A 17,595-nucleotide genomic window follows, 5' to 3' on the forward strand; every position below is an offset into this window, starting at 1 on the left:
TGGCGATGCCCGCTTGAGGCTGGCGACCAGGGCCCTCGGTCTAACCCTTGGACCGCACGGCGCGAACCGCAGTTTCGTCCGGTCTGACGCCGTGGCCTTGAGCAACCGCGCCACCGCGAATTTGGCTTTCCGCTGGTAGAGGGGTCGCGGTGGGCGCCGGTTGTATCCCCTTGCGGGAGACGATCACCTCGTCGCTTGAATGGCTTGGTCGAAAATCGAGCCGTAACCGCGCTCCGGCGTTGAACCACGGGTCAATCCCGGATCCGCGATGGCAGAGGAGGATCCCTCACCAAGGTAGCCGGTCGAGGGCGCGGACACCGTAGAAGGGCAGGATCCCCCAACTGGTCAACTGCGCCTCGGTTGTCGCCCGCAGGACCGGATCGGACAGGTACTCCGTTGCGAGCATCTTGACGCCGTCAGCCTGGGCCCGCCTGAGGCGCGTCAGGCTCCAGTCGATATCGATCTGGCGGTTGGGAACGTTCTCGCCGCCAAGGCCGGTGAGCAGACTTTCCTTGTTCAGACCATCGATGACCGATCGGTAGAGCTGGTTCTCGATGATATGCTCCGCATTCTGTGGAATGAGCAGGAAGCCTGGGTGTCTCTGCCTCGCTCGATCTGCGACGAGCTTGACGAGGGCAATCATGTCCCGGCGGGCAGAGGCGTACTGGTTCTCCCAATCGCCATAGGCATCGACACGGTCGAGCAGAGCACCATCGAAGCCCATGTCGACAATCCGCGACAGGATCGACTCGGGACCGGTCACGATGAGTTCCTGCCACCGCCGGTCCCAGTAGCGAACCACCTTGGAGCCCGGCCAGTTGACATTGTCGGGCCCAAGCCAGGACGGAGGCTCTGCGTTCCATCGGGCAGGCCAATACCATCGCTTCACATCGGTCTCGCCGATGCACAGGTAGCCGATGACGAGGCGTCTGGTGCCGTCGGGCTTGCGCTTCAACGCGGCCATCTCTTCGGCCGAGATGAACCGCCGGTGCCAGTCATTGAGACTTGGATCAAGGACAACGAGATCGAGGTGCGAAGCGGCGATCCTTGCCACATCGACCTGCTGGTACTGAACGCCCCATGAGCGGATGGAGTGCAAGGCCTGCCGGGCCCTGCCCCGGTCCGTCAGGTCTTGCGACTTGCTGTTGGCCGAAAGGATCAGCCATGGCGCCGAAAGACCCAGCTTGATGACGGCCCGCCGCAACTGTGCAAAGCCGCTCACGGCCTTGCTCCGTTGGTCCTGCGCTGCGTTCTGAACAGGGGCGGCAGCGTGACCTGAACAACATCGCCGGGTTGAAGCAATGTGGTGGCCTGCGCCGTCAGGGTCTGTGGCTGGCCCAATGTCTGGCGCACGATCTGATAGATCGGCTGATTGGCGGGCTGGCTCCCGGCCTGCGACTGAATCTGGTCGGCGATGATGCCGGCAGACGCAAGGGCTTCCTGCAGACTGGCGATATCCTCTTCGGCGACGACCAGATCGCGCGCGAGCTGCGAGCGGAACTGGAGCTCGACTCGCGTCAACTCTCCGGTGGCTTCGGCAATTCGCTGTTCGACCTGGCTTGCCGCCATCGCGAACTGGCGGTTCTTCAGGGTGAAATCCGCTGCCTCCGCCTGAAGGCTCGCCAGCAGAGCGGCATTGGTGAGTCTTGGATCAGGTTCGCTGACGCGAGCGATCTCGGCCTGCCTTGCGGCGGCAAGTCGGCGTGACTGATCTGCAGCCGAGCGAAGGCTGGAGAGTTCCTCGCGGGCGGCGGCCAGAACGGCCGAAAGGCGACGGATTTCCCCGGTGCGCTCCTCGGCTGCCCTTTCCCTTGCCGCGGTCTCGGTCTCAACCAGTTCGCGGGCCCGTCCAGCTCCGACAAGACCGACGAGGTCCTCCGGGATCTCTGGCGTGCTCCTGTTGTGGGCCGACTGCAAGACGGACCGCCGGGCGAGAAGGCTGGCAAGGCGGGACCGGGCGACCCCGGCACGCTCGCGCTCTCGGCTCGCGTCCACCGGTGTCAGGGACCGATCCATCGTCCTCTCGGCTCCCCCTGCCAGGGCAATCGCCTGGATGGCAATCATGCCTGGCGCGAAACGAAACGAGCCGGGCTGCCGGACATGGCCGACCACATAGACCGGCTGGCGCTCGAGAATGGCGATATGCACATCGCCAAGACGGCCTGTTTCCTTCTGGAGGGCATTTGCGATGTCCTGCCGGACTTCCGCAGCCGAGCGGCCGGCAACCGGAATGCGGCCAAGCAGGGGAAGATTGAGAGCACCATCTGCTTCAACGGAATATTCGCCGCCGAGATCCACGCGCTGATAGAAGGCGCGCAACGTGTCGCGCGAGCGCTGGTTGCCGGCTCCCATGGGAGCTTCAAGCTGCTCGAAGACGCTGACGCGCAAGCGGTCTCCGACAGCATAGCCTGTTGCCTGGATCTGGCTGGCCGGCGGCGAGGCAGAGCCTGGTTGCTGGGCAAGGGCAGGCGCGATGAGCCAGAGGCATCCTGCCACGCCGAGGGCCAGCAAATGGTGGACTGGTGCAACCGGCCGGATGCGGCTGGAAGGGATCGTTCTGATACTCATGACGGTCCTCCCCTTGGGGATTGTGAAAGGGTCTCTGAAGCGTCAGCCTTGGCTGGCGGGAAGGATGGATTGTCCCGGTTGCGGGCAAGAAGCCGCGCAAGGCCTGTCGCAGGTCGTACACGATCGGATCGGCCGGCTCTTGAACCTGCGACGACGGCCCGATGAGCCTGCTCGAAGGTCAGGACCGTGATGTTCTCGAGCGTCGCTTCCAGGACGAGGACCGCGATGGTCGCACTGATGGCAGCGGCCACGAGATAGCCAAGACCGGCAGTGTCAGGCGCCAGCAGCAGGCCGAGATAGGTCAGGCCGGCATTGAGCAGAAGGAAGAGCCCCTGTAAGGCCGCAAAGGCGTTCATGCGGTCCAGGAAGAGCAGGATTGTTGTGGCCGCGAGGAAAACCAGGTGGAAGAGAGCGCCGATAGCCCCGTTGCGCAGCAGTCCGGCCTGCTGGAAGAGAAGCCCTGATGCCTCGATCACCGTGTGCGCCAGCAGCGCGAGCGCGCACGAGGCCACCAACTGGACCAACAGGACGTTCGTGAGCATCTGTCGAACTGTCGATTGCAGGCTGCTCGCCTCTTCGAGGATACGGTCCAGCGTGCCGGTCCCGCGTATAGCCGCGATATAGGCCAGGACGCGGTCGAGAACGGATGTCTCGACCCAGATGATGAGGAAGGCAAGCGCCGGCACCATGGAAATGCGGGCCATGAACATGACGCTGTCATAGAACGGAGCCGTGGCAAGCCCCTCCCCACTGACGCTGCGCAGGGGCCCTAGCCACATCACCCAGGTGTCGGCCCACAGGGCAAGAGCGCTCAACAACGCGCCAAGCGCGATGATGCCGTAGCGTAGCGGCTCCTGCCGCTGGACCTGTCGCGGCGGGCCCGCCTCCTCCGGGACATTGGAAAAGGCACCGAGGAAGTTTGCCTGCAGGAGAATGGTGGTCAGACCCAGACCGGCTGCGAAGGCAAGCGCCTCGACGGCCGCACTGGTTCCGAGCCGCTCGGCAACAGTGGTCAGGGCAACCGACGTCGCAAGACCGAGGATGAAGGCCCTGGTGATGGCGCCATACCGGCGAACCATGGCGCAGAAGGCCATGGCCGGCCACATGGCTGAGAGAATGGCGCAAGCGAGGGCTGCGAAGGCCAGTTCCTGCGGGGGCATGCCTGCAAGCGCGGCAAAGATGACGAGGGCAAGCACAAGGCCGCAGGCAACGCATGCGAGGCTCGTGGCCACGAACAAGGGCACCAGCGCAAAGAACCGCTTGAGATAGAGATGGTCGGAGGCGACCCGCACCGCGACCACCGTGATCGGGGCTGTTGCCACCAGCGACAGGCAGAAGCTGTAAATGATGAGGGCCTGGACCGAACTGCTGCGCCATTCGGACTCAAGGGTGACGCGCGACTGGATGAGGCTGAGCGCCACCACGGTCAACAGCCACGGTCCGGCTGCCACAACCGTTGCGTGACCAAGCGAGGCCACAGGCCCAAGGATCCCTCGGCGGCGGGCGAGTTTGCGCAGTTCGAAGCCAACGCCAGCCATTCAGGGCTCCGCGGTGGTATGGCTGAGGTCGTAGAGCGCGCGATAGCGTCCCCTCGACAGCGGAGTTGTGTAGTAGCGCTGCACGCGCTGCTGCATGGCCAGGCCATAGGCCATGCGCGTTTCCGGACACCTCAACAGGGCCTCAAGCGCGTCGGCGATCTGCTCGGTGTTGAGAATGTCGGCGACGATCCCGCCCGGGCCGAGGGCAGGGTCCTCATCCTCGGCCCCCTCAAGCATTTCCCGACAGGCTCCGACATTGGTGGTCACGCAGGGTCGCGCAGCAGCACCCGCCTCGAGAACCGTCAGCGGCTGTGCCTCCGATAGGCTGGTGAGGGCGACGACGTGCACCTTCCTCAGAAGCTCGGTGACCGCGATGCGGCCAGTGAACGTAAGCGCGTCCTCCAGCTTCAGGTCCCGACAGAGCGCCTGGCAATCGCGGGCGTAGGCCTCATCCTCGTCCATTGGTCCTGCCACATGGGCCCGGATCGCGGGAATGCGCCGGCGCAGCCGCTCGATGGCCCGGATGAAGGTTTTCACATCCTTGATGGGGACGACCCGGCCGATCAAGGCAACGGTCGGAGGCTCCTCGGGAGGCACCGGGGCAATCGCCGCGAAACGTTCGAAATCAATGCCGTTCGCGATCACCTGCAACCGGTCCGGGTCCGCGCCGAGTTCGCGCTGCATCGGCTGGTTCTCGCTGAAGAGCGTGGTGATCCTGTCGCTGGCTTCGTAGCAGGCCCGCGCATAGCTTTCGAAGGCCCGGATCCACAGATCCCTCAGGTCGAGCCGGGGGCGGTCGAGCCGATAGCCGTTGTCGATCGTATCGACAAGCCAGTCCGCCATCAGCAGTTCGATCCGGCGTTCATTGGTGTAGATGCCGTGCTCGGTGACGATCGCCCTCGCACCGAATTCGATCTTGGCACGGGCCAGAAGCAGTCCCGCATAGCCGGTCGAGATGGCATGAAAGATCCGGCTGGAGGGAAGCGGGGCTTTCAGAACGGAAAGCAGGCCCCCTACCAGGGAGTGCCAGGCCCAGTAGAAGTCCTCAAAGGTTCCGTAGGGCATGAGGCGCCGATAGGTCGCGGCGACAATTTCGAAAGTGTGCCGGCTATGGAGGAGATCGTTCAGGGTGATGTGATCGTCCCGAACGATCGCGTGGACGTCTTCGAGATCCTTGAGCTCTCCCGTCAGGATGAAGCGGGCCAGACTGGCTGCGAGCGTGTCACACCGGTTTCGATCAAGACGCGAGCGGATCATCCAGGACGGCAGCATTCCCCTGGCCAGACCCTTGCGAGGGAAGCCCCCCCCGAGAATGACCTCCTGAAACCCGATGAGGTTGTCCGGAAACGGAAATCGCGCTTCGCGTCGTTCCCCGTCGGCAACAATCGAAACAACCCGGAATGTGAGATCCGGCTGTGCCCTGATCAGCCAGTCGACCCAGGTCGAAACGCCTCCAGCCACATGAGGGTAGCAGCCCTCAACGATCAGACAGACGTCGCTTGGGCGACCATCGCTGCGGTCGAAGGCTTCGATCCCTTCTTCCGTCACGACCACGGCTCCGATCGTCTGGGCGAAGCGGCCGGATGGGCCTCGACTTGCTGTTGCTCCTGTGCCCCGACAGCAGCGCCGCTCGCGGCCCTGTCCAGATCGCCTCTCCCCTGATGGAGGGCAAGCGGAACCACATCGAGGGCTATTGATTTCCTTCGCAGGGATTGAGCTCGCAGCAGCGCCTTCTCGGCATCGTCAGCGGGCAGAAGCCGGCTTGACGCTGCCTTCGTGAAAAGCGACGCCGCCCTGGCGACAGCATGGTGATCGTCGCTGCGGGCAAGGTCTTCCGCCTCTTTCAGTTCAGCTTGCAGCTCTTGCCTCAGACGCGCGAGGACGGCTGCCGCTGATGCGCGCACCGCAACCTGGGGGCTCCGAAGCCCATCCATCAGCAGGGTGAAGAGCGCCGGTTCGTAGCGCTGGGCAATCAACCCCAGGATCGTCTGCTTCTCGCTGACAGATCCAAGGGACATCACCTCCTTGAAGGCATCAAGCCGGACCGGAGCCGGATCAAAGGCACGCCCCTCATTCAAGGCGACCAGAAGACCCGTTTCCGGTTCCGGCACTCCGTTGAGGCGGTCGAGCCAGTCGGAATCAGCGGCGTGCAGCTTCTGGCCAGGCCGCCTGAAGCCGAGCACGATGATCGCGGCAACGGCTCCGATCGGCCCGAGAAGGGCGGCCCACAAGGCGACAAGGACTGCGAGCCGTTCTTCGCGGAACCTCAGCCTGATCGCGAGCCCGCAAGCTGCGGCGAGGCCGAGATGGCAGACCAGAGCGGCGAGGAAGGGCAATCCTCCTGCCGCGAGCTCCGCAAGGACGACCAACTGGCCGGCGACGACACATCCGCCGACCAGGACGAGGAAGGCGATGCGATCGGCGGCATTCAGCCATTGGGCGAGGCGGCTCTGGCGCCCGGAACGATGCTGGCCAGACATCATCGGCCTTCTCCCTCTGCCTGACGGCTGAGTTGATCGGCAAGCTGGAGAGCGCCGTGAAGCAGGTCTTCCAGTCGTTCATCGTCCCTGATGTCATCACCCCCCAGGATGATCAGGCGCGATGGTGGCTCTGGTCCTGTCCTGATCGGCATCGCCAGCCGGGCTCCTTCCGGCATCACATGTCTGTCGTCAGGATGCCGGCTATCAAACAGGCGGGGCTGCCGGTCAAAGCGATGCAGGAGCCGCCCGGCGTCAGGCAGGTCCGTTCCGCCCTGCCGAGCCTTCAGTTCCCACCCGCGACTGGTTGCCTCCCACAACGATGCCCAGGCCCAGCGTGACGGCCGGCGGAAATTCTCGAACTGAAGGACATCGCCGGCAGCACTGCGGACCCTGACGCGGGGCTCCGGCCCGTTTTTGCGGGCAGGGCTTTCGCCCCCCCGCTCCTCGACCCGCGAGCCTTCATCGTCTGCCGTCTTGTCGACTGAGGCAGCGATGCCCCTGGGGGCGGGCTTTGCCCGATCGTCGAGACGGGCCAGAACGATCGAGCGCTCCAGTTCCGCGATCCGGCTGCGAAGGGCGGCGGCATGTTCGACCGCCATGGCCAGATCGTCCTGTGCCCGTTCGCGCTCACGCGCCAGCTTCTGGCGCTCCTCTTCGATGCGATCGCGGAAAGCACCCAAAAGCATCGCCGAGAAGAGCCAGAGAACGGGCTCCTTGAATGTGCGGAACATCAGGTCGTAGAAGTCCTCCTCGGTCGTCGCCGGGCCGGGCCCAAGGACCGAGGCGCAAATGCCCGCAATCAACGCCGTGATCATTCCGGGCAAGGTGCCGTGAACCAGCGATATGGCCACAACCGGGATCCAGAAGGGGTGAGGCGAGGCTTGCAACAGTTCGATACGTGGTCTCAGCGCAATTGCGAGCACCAGGACGACCGCGATCAGAATCGCGACCTCAACGGTCCACGAGCGCCAGCCAGCCCCGTCGCGAGCAGTCCTCCACGGCGAGAGAAGTCGCCTGCGCACACCGGCAAGCATTCCTTCCGAACGGGACGGCGCGTGGAGATTGTGGTCCGTCATCGCCCGGCCCCCCGGGAGCGCTCTCCCTCCTCCGATGTGGAACGTTGCGCCGCGAACGGATCGAAGCGAGGCATGAACAGTCCGGACTTGCGGACGCTGTCCTGAAGTTCACCGATCAGGACCGACGGCAGAACGCCCGCCTCGCGCCTCTGGATCATTTCCCTCGCGAGATCGGTCGGGCGGAAGTGTTCCGAGGCCAGTGCGAACCAATCGCGGGACAGGAGTTCGTTGTCTTCCGAAAGCTCGACCGCCGACAGGTAGAACGCCGCGAGTTGAGGCCGCTTCTCGGCCGCGGCCAGCTTGGCTGCGAAGAGCGGGTCACGCAGCGGCAGTTCCGAGCCGAGGCGCCCCCGCAAGGGCCCAAGCCCGGCCGATCCCCATCTGTCGAACAGAATGCCGGCGAGGCTGAGGCCGATCCTGCGTGCCTGATCGCTCGATGTGTGCAGCAGGCGGTCGGTCTGTGTCAGGACTTTGCCAAGGCCGCCCGTTGCGACCGCCATCGCAATGTATCCGGACGCGGCGCTCCACCCGGCGCGGCCGTAGCGTGTGTCGTCCAGTCGCTCAACGAGTGCCCCGGCCCAATCGATGTAGCCTCGATCCAGCAGGAGCCAGATCGCGGCCGTTCGTGGCAAGTCCCCTGATGGCGCTTCGCCTGCGGCGGGTACGCCCGCAAGCTCGAGAGCATGATCCTTTGCGCCAACCTCGACGAAGCGCAGGATCATGCTCATTCGGTGCTGGTGGTCGCTATCCTGCCGGGCCCACCCAACCGAGCGCCGGAGCGCTTCGTCCAGTGCGTTCCCGCTCACCAGAAGGTCGAAGAGCAGGCCCCCATACTGCCTATGGGCGCCAGGGAAGCGCTCGTCAGCCACGCGCAGAACATTCAGGGCCCCGGCGCTGTCGCCCTTCTGGGCAAGAAGGCCACCGAGCCGCGTCATGAAATCCGCATCAAGGAGATGACGCTGCTTCAGCAGGAGTTGTTCTTCCTGCGTGAAACGCCCGTGCAGGCGATAGAGCCGGGCAAGCCTTTCGACCCCACTGAACGAAGGAGAAATCTTCACCCAGGATTCCAGAGCTGACAGCGTGCCCTCAAGGTCCTGCTGCAACTGAAAGAAATCAGCTGCCTTCCTCAGGGTTTGGGGACTGTCCGGCGTTCCCCTGAGATAGGCCCGCAAAGCCTCGTCGGCCAGCTGCGGGTTTCCGAGCGTATGATTGAGCTCAAAGACTCGAGCCAGGAGGGCGCTCCTGCGGTCACCACCGTCATAGAGGCGATTGGCAAGCCGGGCAGCTGCCTCGATCTCGCCATCCCTCTCGAGCATGGAAATCTGCTCGATCTCGCCCGGCCGCAGCGCCACTGCCGCAAGACCGGCAACGATGGCCAGCGATAGGACAGCGAGGGTGAGAGGTCGCTTCATTCGCGACCTCCGCAACGGATCTCGACATCCAGCGGTTCAAAGCCGGTCGCCGCGATGGAGAAGGTGAGCGTGCCATCTGGTTCGACCTGGACCCGCTCGGAATGCAGGACTTCACCCTTGCGGCTGGCGACGACATTGACGGCGCCCGCCGGTAGCCGGTCGAAAACGAACTCGCCCTTCCCGTAGCCCTCCGCGGTGAACCTGAGCGCACAGGCCTCCCGTCGCAACTGGCTGAGCTGCCAGCGGCTTTCGCGCAGGGAGGCGGCCGCGAAAGTCGGCAAACCGAGGCTCGACCGGCTCGTCAGAACCAGAGAGGCGGTGTCGACGCCGGCATCGAGCGCGATGTAGAGCGACCCCGCATGGCTATTGGAGCCAAGCACCCCGGTGCTCCTGGCAATGTCCGGCACGAGGTCCGCCGCCTGGTCGAAGCGCAAGGTCTGCAGCCCATCGCGATCTCCGATGGACCAGCTCTGTGGGCCGGTCTGCAGGATCTTCGCAGAAAAGAAGCCATCAGCGATCGCGGCATAGTGCGAGGCCTTGATCGGGGCAAGCCTCGCTGACCGCGCCCAGTCGAGATGGTATCGAACGGCCTCGAGAGAGGCCCGTCTTTCGGCAGAATAGGTGTGATAGTAGACGTTAACGCCCTTGAGGCGCCGTGGCAGTTCGGTCCTCTCCAGCGTCTCGCGAAGCTGGCGAAAGCCATGAAAATGCGAGGTCCAGAGATTGGTATAGGTGTTCTCGTTGGAGTTCACGGCATAGATCTGCCGCTCCCCTCCGACCGACCTCGAGATCGGCGAGACATAGGCAATCGAGGGGTACTGGGTGTCGAACCGCGTGTCGCCGCCATTGATGTTGCGAACCCCCGCCTGCCTGGTAGCCCGAACGATCCGTTCAAAGGGTCGGGTGTTCCCGCTCCATAGGTAAAGTGCGATGCTCTTGCCTGGCGGAGCCAGATCCTGGGTCACCCGCAGGGCGTGCGTGACCTCCCGGCCGATGGAAAAGGGATCGCGCAGGAAGGCGCGAGGGGCATGATTGCCACCCGCCAGATAGCGTCGCCGTCGGCGATCTGAAGCGTTCGCAACCCCGATCGCTTCCATCAGGCGGCTTGCAAGATCCCGATTTCCCCTGTCCTGCTGGGTAATGAGCTGGTATTCTTGGTCCCGGTTGTAGTTTTCGAAGAATTCCCAGAGAAAGGGATGGGTACAGGTGTGGCTCGCAACTTCCACCTGAGGAAGTGCGAAGATCCGACGCGCGGTCGCAATGGCCCTGAGGCCCCCTCCAAGTTCCTCGTCGATGTCTTCTGCAACCAGACCAACGGACATAGGCAGATCGGGATAAGGTTCGATGAGCTCCTGCAGCATCAGTTGCGATGCCGTGACTTGCTCCGCGGCCGCCCGGCCATTTGCCATCGCACCGGAGCTGCCGTCGCCACCCGATTGGGGGGGAGACACTGTCCGAGGCGCGCCTGGAGCGCCTGGATTGATCGCCCTCCGGGGGCGATAGGCTTCCAGATGAACACCATTGTTCCAGCCATCGCCGTCCACGTGGCTGAAATAGAGCCTGCGACCCGAGACAGTGGTCGTATCCGGAACGGGAAACGATGGCCTTCCCAGCACCGCTTCGAAGAACGCGAAGGGATTGAGAATCCAGCGCGTATCCCCAGTCACGGCGTCGCCGTGGACAATGAAGCCGTGAGCGACATAGCCACCCCCCGGCCCGGTCGCTGCGACGACGGACCTTCGCTCCCGTCCCTCGAAGCGAAGTTCGTATTCCAGCCCGACACGAGCCCCCGGACCTGAGCGCTCGACCAGAACATGCGGATTGACGACGGGATCGACCTTGCGCTCGAACTCCATCAACTCCGGATCGAGGGCAGCGATCCTGGCGTCGCTCACGATTGTAACAACGTCCCCGGTCAGCCTGATACCCATTCGCCCGAAGATCCGGTTGGCAACCTGTGCCGCACCGGAGGTAAGCGGCCCCCCCACAGATCCCAGAATGATGACCTTCACGCCCGAGGCCGAAACACGGTCCAACCAGGAGAGATAAGCGCCGAAGCCCTGAACATCGGCGTGGAACCAGGAAAGGACCGCAACAGCGGACGACAGGGTGGCCTCATCGGGGAGCCCCTGACTCAAGTCCCTGTAGACAAGGCGATAGCCGAGATGGTTCAGCGGAAACTCGGCCCTGAGATGAACCTGGGTATCCGTCGGCGTCGCATCGTTGGCGCTGTCATAGACAACGACAATATCGCGCTTGACGGCTGTCGGGTCGGCCCTCGACAGTCCGGTCAGCAGCAGCGGAACGAGCAGGGCAACCACCGCCGAGACTATGATACGCAACATGCTACAAGCCTCTCATGACGGGAGAGGAGGACGTCGGCGGGGTGCGTGCAGGCAGGGCTTTCGATCAAGGAGGACAGTATCGTCGCGGCCAGGCCAGAGCGAACCACCCAGCCGCCCGATGGCATCTGGGGCGGAAAGCCGCACCCCCCACAGCACAGCAGCCAGCATTGTCTCGCCAAAATTCAGGCTGACAGCATCATTCCTGCCACTTTCTCTAGCGGAAGATTGTGAATAGAGCCGGCCTACCCCGGATTCTCTGGAAAAATCTCTATCGAAACGCTTGGCCACTTTACGAACCTCCGATGCAGCGAGGCCCCTTCGCTGCATCTACACCGCGACGCATCTTACCCAAATACTTAACCAAAAAATAACACCGGTGCCTGTCGAGAGTCCATCTCGCTGTCGAGCTCGCCGGGTGAGCCTTCACAGCGATAGCGCCGCTTCTCCGCCTTTACGCTCCCGTTACCCGACACTGCCGCTTTCCGCTTCGCGCCTTCACGCGTGCGTCGCCTGGCCCCCCGGTCGATGGTTAACCGGGACCCCTTCGCATGGCGGCGACCTCCTCTTCCTCACCGGCTGCCTCGTGGCAGCCGCCTCAGTGACAGCCGCCGAGCGCGTGTGAGGCCCGGCATGGCCTTCTCACTCTTCGCCTTCGGCCATCTCGTTGTCGCCGTCGTGCGGTCCGAGCGCTTCGGAAAGCCCTTCCGCACGCGCGACGAGTCAAGGGCGACGTATTCGACTACATCGAGATGTTTTACAATCCGGCCCGCAAGCAAGCACGGAATGGGATGCTGTCGAGCTCGAACGGCAGCACAAAGCGCGAGCCGAGCTTGTCTAGAAAAATGCGGCGGTTCAGCCTCACGCGCTAGTCGCGGCCTGGCGGAAAAGCTTGAAAATCTCACGGCCGGCGTCCTCGGCCGTCATAGAGCCGGACCTGGAGAACCATTGTGGCATCCAGTTGTAGGCGCCGAATAACGCATTGGAGAACAGCCGTGGATTGCTGACGTGGATGGACCCGTCGCGAAGACCGTCCGCCACGATCGACCGAACTCGCAGTTCGAACTCCTTCTTCAGACTCCTGAGTTTTTTTCGATGATCGACATTGAGGGAGCGATCTGTGACCAGCGCCATGCAAAACCCGAAGTCAGACAGGATAATCTCGCCGTAAACATGAAAGAATTTCTCAAGTCTATCAATTGCATAAGTTCTTATGCTCTCATTTTGAGCTAGGGCTGTATCCAGCTCATCCAACGCCAATTGCAGAATCTTGTAAAGTATATCTTCTTTGCTTTCGATGTAATAGTATATTGTCGGCTTCGTTACATTGAGAGCGGACGCAATTTTTTCGATTGTCGTTTGGTGAAAGCCATCATCCGCAAACATTCGTGCAGCCTGGGTCAGGATCAAGCGCCGCTTTGCATCGTGCAGATCCTGCCGAAGGCTGGCATCTCTCCAGTTTGACGCCGTGGCTCGCTTCTTACTCGAACCGCTCATCGTCTGCCCTCTTCCGTGGCGAATTGTCGGTCTCGTCTACCTCGCCTTGGGCCATCGTCCAACCGGCGGATTGACACTCTACCTTCTCGTAAGATTTAACCTACCGGCAAGTAGACATAGGACTGAGCGGCAGCCGTGAGCTGCGGGAGGAACCGATGCATCGTCGTCTTTTCATGAAGAGCAGTGCCGCCGCCGCCCTGGCAGCCGGTTTGCCAGCCACGCCGGCGCTCGCGCAGGAACCAGCGGATTTCCACATCGCAGCGGTCCTCGCCTTCTCCGGAGCCTATGGGATCATCGGCAAGGACATGCGTCAGGGCGTCGAGATTGCCGTGGCCGAACGCCAGGGCCGGGTTCTGGGCAAGCCGATCCGCATTTCGTGGGAGGATGACGAGACGCGCCCGCAGCCTGCCGTGCAGAAGGCCACGCGCCTTCTGGCGAACGGGGCCCATATGATCTTCGGCGCGGTCGGCTCCGCCTCCACGCTCGCCCTCCAGAGCCTGGCGGACCAGCGCAAGGTGCCACTTCTGGTTACCATCTCCGCAGACGACAAGATCACCCGCGTCGGTGGCTCGCGCTACACGTTCCGGACGTCAAACACGCTCGGCATGGAAATCCGGATGTGTGTGGAGTTCGCAAAGACCCGCGGCCTGAAGAAGATCTACGGCGTCACCGCCGACTATCAGGCAACACGTGACGGCTGGGAACTCTTTCAGGCCGAGGCGAAGAAGGTCGGCATTGGCATCGTCGGCAACGACTATGCGCCCCTCGGCAACCGCGACTTCTCCGTCATCGTCGACAAGATGGCCAGGTCCGACGCCGACGGTATCGCCGTCATGATCACCGGCAATGACGCGGTCACCTTCCTCAAGCAGTCCGGACAGGTCGGCCTCGGCAAGACCAAGGCCCAGTTCGGCCCCGTGCTTCAGGACGAGACGCTGGCAGCCGCGGTGGGCCCGGCCTCCGTCGGCGTGTTCTCCGGCGTGCGCTATCACTTCAGCGTCGACAATGCTGCGAACAAGAAATTCGTCGAGGCCTATCGCGCCAAGTACAACGAGTGGCCGTCGAGCTTCGCTGGCGAGGCCTATGACGGCATGAGCTGGTGGCTGGACGTGGTCGATGCCACCAAGAGCTGGGACCGAGAGAAGTGGGTCGAAGCCTTCCGCACAAGCACCCGCGAGAACTCCGTCGAGGGCCGCAAGGTGATGCGCACCTGTGATCATCAGGCCGCGCAGGTCGGACTTTGGGGCGAGGTCGTGGAAGGCCAGGCTCCCCTGCCGCCCCTCACCATGAAGATCACCAACACCTTCGACGCGGCCAATCTCTTCGAGGCCTGCTGATCAACGGGAGGCGGGCGGTGCTGGCCCGCCTCTCACCCCTCGTTCCAAAAAAAGACTGGCGACAAGTCCGTGTCTACCATCGTCATCGGCCTCAGTCTGAGCTTCCTTCTGTTCCTGCTGGCGGCGGGACTGACGCTGATTTTCGGCATGCTCGGGGTGATCAATTTCGCCCACGGGGCGCTCTACATGCTCGGCGCATACGTGTGCTTCCAGATCGTCAGCTGGACCGGCTCGTTCTGGATAGGGCTCCTGCTTGCACCTGTCGTCGTCGCGGCCCTCGGCGCTGCGATGGAAATGTCGGCGCTGAAGCCTGTCTATGAACGGGACCATATCTACCAGCTGCTGCTGACCTTTGGCTTCATTCTCGTTATCGAGGAAGCCGTGAAAATCGTCTGGGGCCTCGACTACAAGCAGGTCCCGACGCCGGATCTCTTCTCCCAGCCGATCGCGCTGTTCGGCAGCCAGATTCCGTCCTACCGCCTGTTCATCATTGGCTTCGGCGCGACCGTGTCACTGGCACTCTTCCTGCTCCTGGAGCGCAGCCGCCTGGGCATGGTGATCCGCGCCGCCAGCTCTGACCCGGACATGGCGCAGACCCTGGGCATCGATGTCGCGAAGGTGCGCACGGCCGTCTTCGCCCTCGGCGCGGGCCTTGCCGCACTCGGCGGCGTCGTCGCTGCGCCGCTCGTGCCGATCGAACTTGGCATGGGGTTCAGCGTCATCATCGACTGCTTCGTCGTGGTGATCATCGGCGGCCTGGGCAACATTCGCGGGGCCATCCTTGCAGCCCTCCTGCTCGGAATGGCACGGGCCGCGGGCTTCACCTATGCCCCCGAATGGGTCGAACTCATTACCTTCGTCCTGCTGATCGCGACGCTGCTCACGCGTCCCGCCGGCCTCTTCAGCCGCAAGGGTCGCGCCGCATGATGACGTCCCACCTCGGCAGGCTGGCTATGGCTGCCATCGTCGCTGCAATGATTCTCGTGCCGGTGATCCAAACGAGCGAGGAAAGCCTCAACCTCGTCAGCCTGATCCTGATCTGGGCGCTGTTCGCCATCGGCTTCGACCTGATCTTCGGCATGGCGGGCATGCTGTCCTTCGGCCACGCGGCTCTGTTCGGCACGGGCGGCTACGCGCTGACTCTGCTGGTCACAAAGGCCGGCGTCGGCTTCCTGCCGGCCCTCGGTGCCGCCGGCATGGTCGGTGCCGTCATGGCGTTCGGTCTGAGCATCTTTGCGCTGCGCGTCTCAGGTCTGTTCTTCTCGCTCCTGACGCTCGCCCTCGCCCAACTCGTCTACATCCTCGCCAGCACCAAATTTCGCGCCTATACCGGCGGCCTCGACGGTATTCCCGGCGTTCCGCGGCCGGAATTGCTCGGCATCGATTTCTACAACAACCGCAACTACTACTACTTCCTAATCGTGGTCTTCATCGTCGGCCTCGCGGTGATGGCGCTCCTGCGCGCGTCGCCTTTCGGCAAGGCCCTGCAGGCCGTGCAGGCGAACGACGTGCGCGCAGCCCAGATTGGCTACAATGTCCAGCGCCTGCGCCAGTGCGCGTTCATGATCTCTGGCTTCTATGCCGGCGTCAGTGGCGCGCTGCTCGCCTCGCTCATGTTCTACATCAGCCCGCAGATGCTTCACTGGACGACGTCCGGCGACGTTCTCATCATGACCGTACTGGGTGGCAAGGGAACGCTGCTCGGCCCGATCCTCGGTGTCGCGGTGTTCGAGGTGCTCAAGGAGAAGCTGAGCCAGTATACCCAGCACTGGTACGGTATCCTCGGACTGATCTTTATTCTCTGCACCATCTTCCTGCCCAATGGGCTCGCGGGCCTGTTTACCCGCAAGGCCGCCGGCAGGCCGGGAGATGCGCCATGAGCGGGGCCGTGAACGGAGCCTCCGCCGGTGGCCTGCGTTGCGAGAACATCCAGGTGTCCTTTGGCGGACTGAAGGCTGTGGCCGGCGTCAGCTTCGAGTTCAAGCCCGGGAACCTCTACGGTTTGATCGGCCCGAACGGAGCCGGCAAGACCACGTTGATGAATGCGCTATCGGGCCATGCAACGCTGGCCGGAGGGCAGGTCTTCCTCGACGGGCGCGACATCACCCGGCTGTCAGTCCATGCGCGCACCCGCGCCGGGCTGGGACGGAGCTTCCAGATCACGAAGATCTTCTCCGGAATGAGCGTGTTGGAAAACCTCCAGCTTGGTGCCTTCGCGAACCGCTATCGCGTGCAGCCGTTCTGGATGCCGTCGAGTCGATTCCGGAACGTCCGCGAGGATGCCGAGAAGGTGCTGGAGCAGGTCGGACTGACGAAGCTCGCCCACATCTCGGCCGATTATCTCTCGCATGGCGACCAACGCGCGCTGGAAGTCGGCCTCACGCTTCTCAGCGACCCGCGCGTGCTCCTGCTGGACGAGCCGCTCGCCGGCGTCGGTCATGAAAGGCTCGACCAGGCCATCGATCTCATCCGCCGCATCGTTGCCGGACGAACCGTTCTCTTGATCGAACACAACATGGACGTCGTGATGCAGGTCTCCCACGAGATCGTCGTGATGGTTCAGGGCCAGCTTCTCGCTTCGGGTTCGCCAGACGATGTGCGGGCCAATCCGGCGGTCCGCGCCGCCTATCTGGGAGAGGGCGAATGAGCGCGCTCGCCCTGGAAAACTGCGACGTGTTCTACGGCAAGGCCCAGGCGCTTCACCACGTCTCCATCGACGTCGGCCGGGCCGAAGTGGTCTCGCTCATCGGCCGCAATGGCGCCGGCAAGAGCACGCTGCTGAAAGCCGCGATCGGTCTGAATGCGGTGCGCTCCGGCCGACGACTGCTCGATGGGCGCGATGTGACCGCCCGCAAGTCGCACGAACTCGGGCGCCTCGGCATTGCTTTCGTGCCCGAGAACCGACGCATCTTTCCCAATCTGACGGTCGAAGAAAATCTGCGCATCGCGACCGTCATGGGGCGCACTGGCCCGTGGACGATCGAGCGCATCTACGGTCTGTTCCCCCGCCTCGAGGAGCGCGCGAGCCAGGGAGGCGATACGCTCTCTGGCGGCGAGCAGCAGATGCTGGCCCTCGGCCGCGGGCTCCTGACAAATCCTGACGTCCTGCTGCTGGACGAACCGACCGAGGGTCTCGCACCGCTCATCGTCGACCAGCTCGTCGAGTCGATGCGGGCGATCAACGCCGAAGGGATCTCGATCCTGCTCGTCGAGCAGAACCTGAAGGTTCCCCTCAAGCTCGCGCGCCGGCAGTTCGTCATCGACAACGGCCGGATCGTCTGGTCCGGAACCACAGCGGAACTGCAGGCAGACCGGGCCCGCATCGAAACTCTCATCAGCATCTAG

Annotated in this window: 14 protein-coding genes and 1 pseudogene; 6 read left to right on the forward strand and 9 right to left on the reverse strand. The window is 63.4% G+C overall.

Features of this window, described 5'->3' with window-relative positions:
* Positions 1-286: 286 nt before the first annotated feature.
* From ACTIFS_RS00885 to ACTIFS_RS00920, 8 genes are read right to left on the reverse strand one after another with little or no spacing between them, the layout of a single operon-like run.
* Positions 287-1,222: an endo alpha-1,4 polygalactosaminidase gene (locus tag ACTIFS_RS00885; protein ID WP_439572144.1), complete on the reverse strand. Its 936-nt coding sequence runs from the start codon at positions 1,220-1,222 to the stop codon at positions 287-289.
* Positions 1,219-2,568: a polysaccharide biosynthesis/export family protein gene (locus ACTIFS_RS00890; protein ID WP_439572145.1), complete on the reverse strand. Its 1,350-nt coding sequence runs from the start codon at positions 2,566-2,568 to the stop codon at positions 1,219-1,221. The genes ACTIFS_RS00885 and ACTIFS_RS00890 overlap by 4 nt, the downstream gene beginning before the upstream one ends.
* On the reverse strand, positions 2,565-4,106 hold the full coding sequence (pelG, locus tag ACTIFS_RS00895; protein WP_439572146.1) for an exopolysaccharide Pel transporter PelG: 1,542 nt from the start codon (positions 4,104-4,106) through the stop codon (positions 2,565-2,567). The genes ACTIFS_RS00890 and pelG overlap by 4 nt, the downstream gene beginning before the upstream one ends.
* The gene (gene pelF / locus ACTIFS_RS00900; protein WP_439572147.1) at positions 4,107-5,660 is read right to left on the reverse strand and encodes a GT4 family glycosyltransferase PelF; all 1,554 of its coding nucleotides are present in this window, start codon (positions 5,658-5,660) and stop codon (positions 4,107-4,109) included.
* A complete protein-coding gene (locus tag ACTIFS_RS00905; RefSeq protein ID WP_439572148.1) occupies positions 5,651-6,589 on the reverse strand; it encodes a hypothetical protein in 939 nt (312 codons plus the stop codon). Before ACTIFS_RS00905 ends, pelF begins: the two co-directional genes overlap by 10 nt.
* A complete protein-coding gene (locus ACTIFS_RS00910) occupies positions 6,586-7,662 on the reverse strand; it encodes a hypothetical protein (protein ID WP_439572149.1) in 1,077 nt (358 codons plus the stop codon). The genes ACTIFS_RS00905 and ACTIFS_RS00910 overlap by 4 nt, the downstream gene beginning before the upstream one ends.
* A complete protein-coding gene (locus ACTIFS_RS00915; protein ID WP_439572150.1) occupies positions 7,659-9,074 on the reverse strand; it encodes a tetratricopeptide repeat protein in 1,416 nt (471 codons plus the stop codon). The genes ACTIFS_RS00910 and ACTIFS_RS00915 overlap by 4 nt, the downstream gene beginning before the upstream one ends.
* The gene (locus ACTIFS_RS00920; RefSeq protein WP_439572151.1) at positions 9,071-11,419 is read right to left on the reverse strand and encodes a polysaccharide deacetylase family protein; all 2,349 of its coding nucleotides are present in this window, start codon (positions 11,417-11,419) and stop codon (positions 9,071-9,073) included. Before ACTIFS_RS00920 ends, ACTIFS_RS00915 begins: the two co-directional genes overlap by 4 nt.
* A gap of 696 nt (positions 11,420-12,115) precedes the next feature.
* Between ACTIFS_RS00920 and ACTIFS_RS00925 the strand changes: the two are divergent.
* A pseudogene (locus tag ACTIFS_RS00925) lies at positions 12,116-12,257 on the forward strand (IS3 family transposase); the annotation flags it as partial.
* 20 nt (positions 12,258-12,277) lie between these two features.
* On the opposite strand, the gene ACTIFS_RS00930 reads toward ACTIFS_RS00925, so the two are convergent.
* Positions 12,278-12,913: a TetR/AcrR family transcriptional regulator gene (locus ACTIFS_RS00930; protein WP_439572152.1), complete on the reverse strand. Its 636-nt coding sequence runs from the start codon at positions 12,911-12,913 to the stop codon at positions 12,278-12,280.
* Positions 12,914-13,068: 155 nt separating this feature from the next.
* Here ACTIFS_RS00930 and ACTIFS_RS00935 point away from each other — a divergent pair, with 155 nt between their 5' ends.
* The 5 genes from ACTIFS_RS00935 (at position 13,069) to ACTIFS_RS00955 (ending at position 17,595) form a co-directional block, all read left to right on the forward strand.
* On the forward strand, positions 13,069-14,250 hold the full coding sequence (locus tag ACTIFS_RS00935) for an ABC transporter substrate-binding protein (RefSeq protein ID WP_439572153.1): 1,182 nt from the start codon (positions 13,069-13,071) through the stop codon (positions 14,248-14,250).
* A gap of 69 nt (positions 14,251-14,319) precedes the next feature.
* Complete coding sequence (locus ACTIFS_RS00940) at positions 14,320-15,177, forward strand: branched-chain amino acid ABC transporter permease (RefSeq protein ID WP_439572154.1); 858 nt, start codon at positions 14,320-14,322, stop codon at positions 15,175-15,177.
* A 26-nt stretch (positions 15,178-15,203) separates the two neighbouring features.
* Positions 15,204-16,130: a branched-chain amino acid ABC transporter permease gene (locus ACTIFS_RS00945; protein WP_439572155.1), complete on the forward strand. Its 927-nt coding sequence runs from the start codon at positions 15,204-15,206 to the stop codon at positions 16,128-16,130.
* The gene (locus ACTIFS_RS00950; RefSeq protein ID WP_439572156.1) at positions 16,127-16,897 is read left to right on the forward strand and encodes an ABC transporter ATP-binding protein; all 771 of its coding nucleotides are present in this window, start codon (positions 16,127-16,129) and stop codon (positions 16,895-16,897) included. The genes ACTIFS_RS00945 and ACTIFS_RS00950 overlap by 4 nt, the downstream gene beginning before the upstream one ends.
* Positions 16,894-17,595 (forward strand): ABC transporter ATP-binding protein, encoded by a 702-nt coding sequence (locus tag ACTIFS_RS00955; protein WP_439572157.1) that lies wholly within the window; start codon positions 16,894-16,896, stop codon positions 17,593-17,595. The genes ACTIFS_RS00950 and ACTIFS_RS00955 overlap by 4 nt, the downstream gene beginning before the upstream one ends.

This window comes from Phreatobacter sp. (genome assembly GCF_051860605.1).
Lineage (GTDB): Bacteria > Pseudomonadota > Alphaproteobacteria > Rhizobiales > Phreatobacteraceae > Phreatobacter.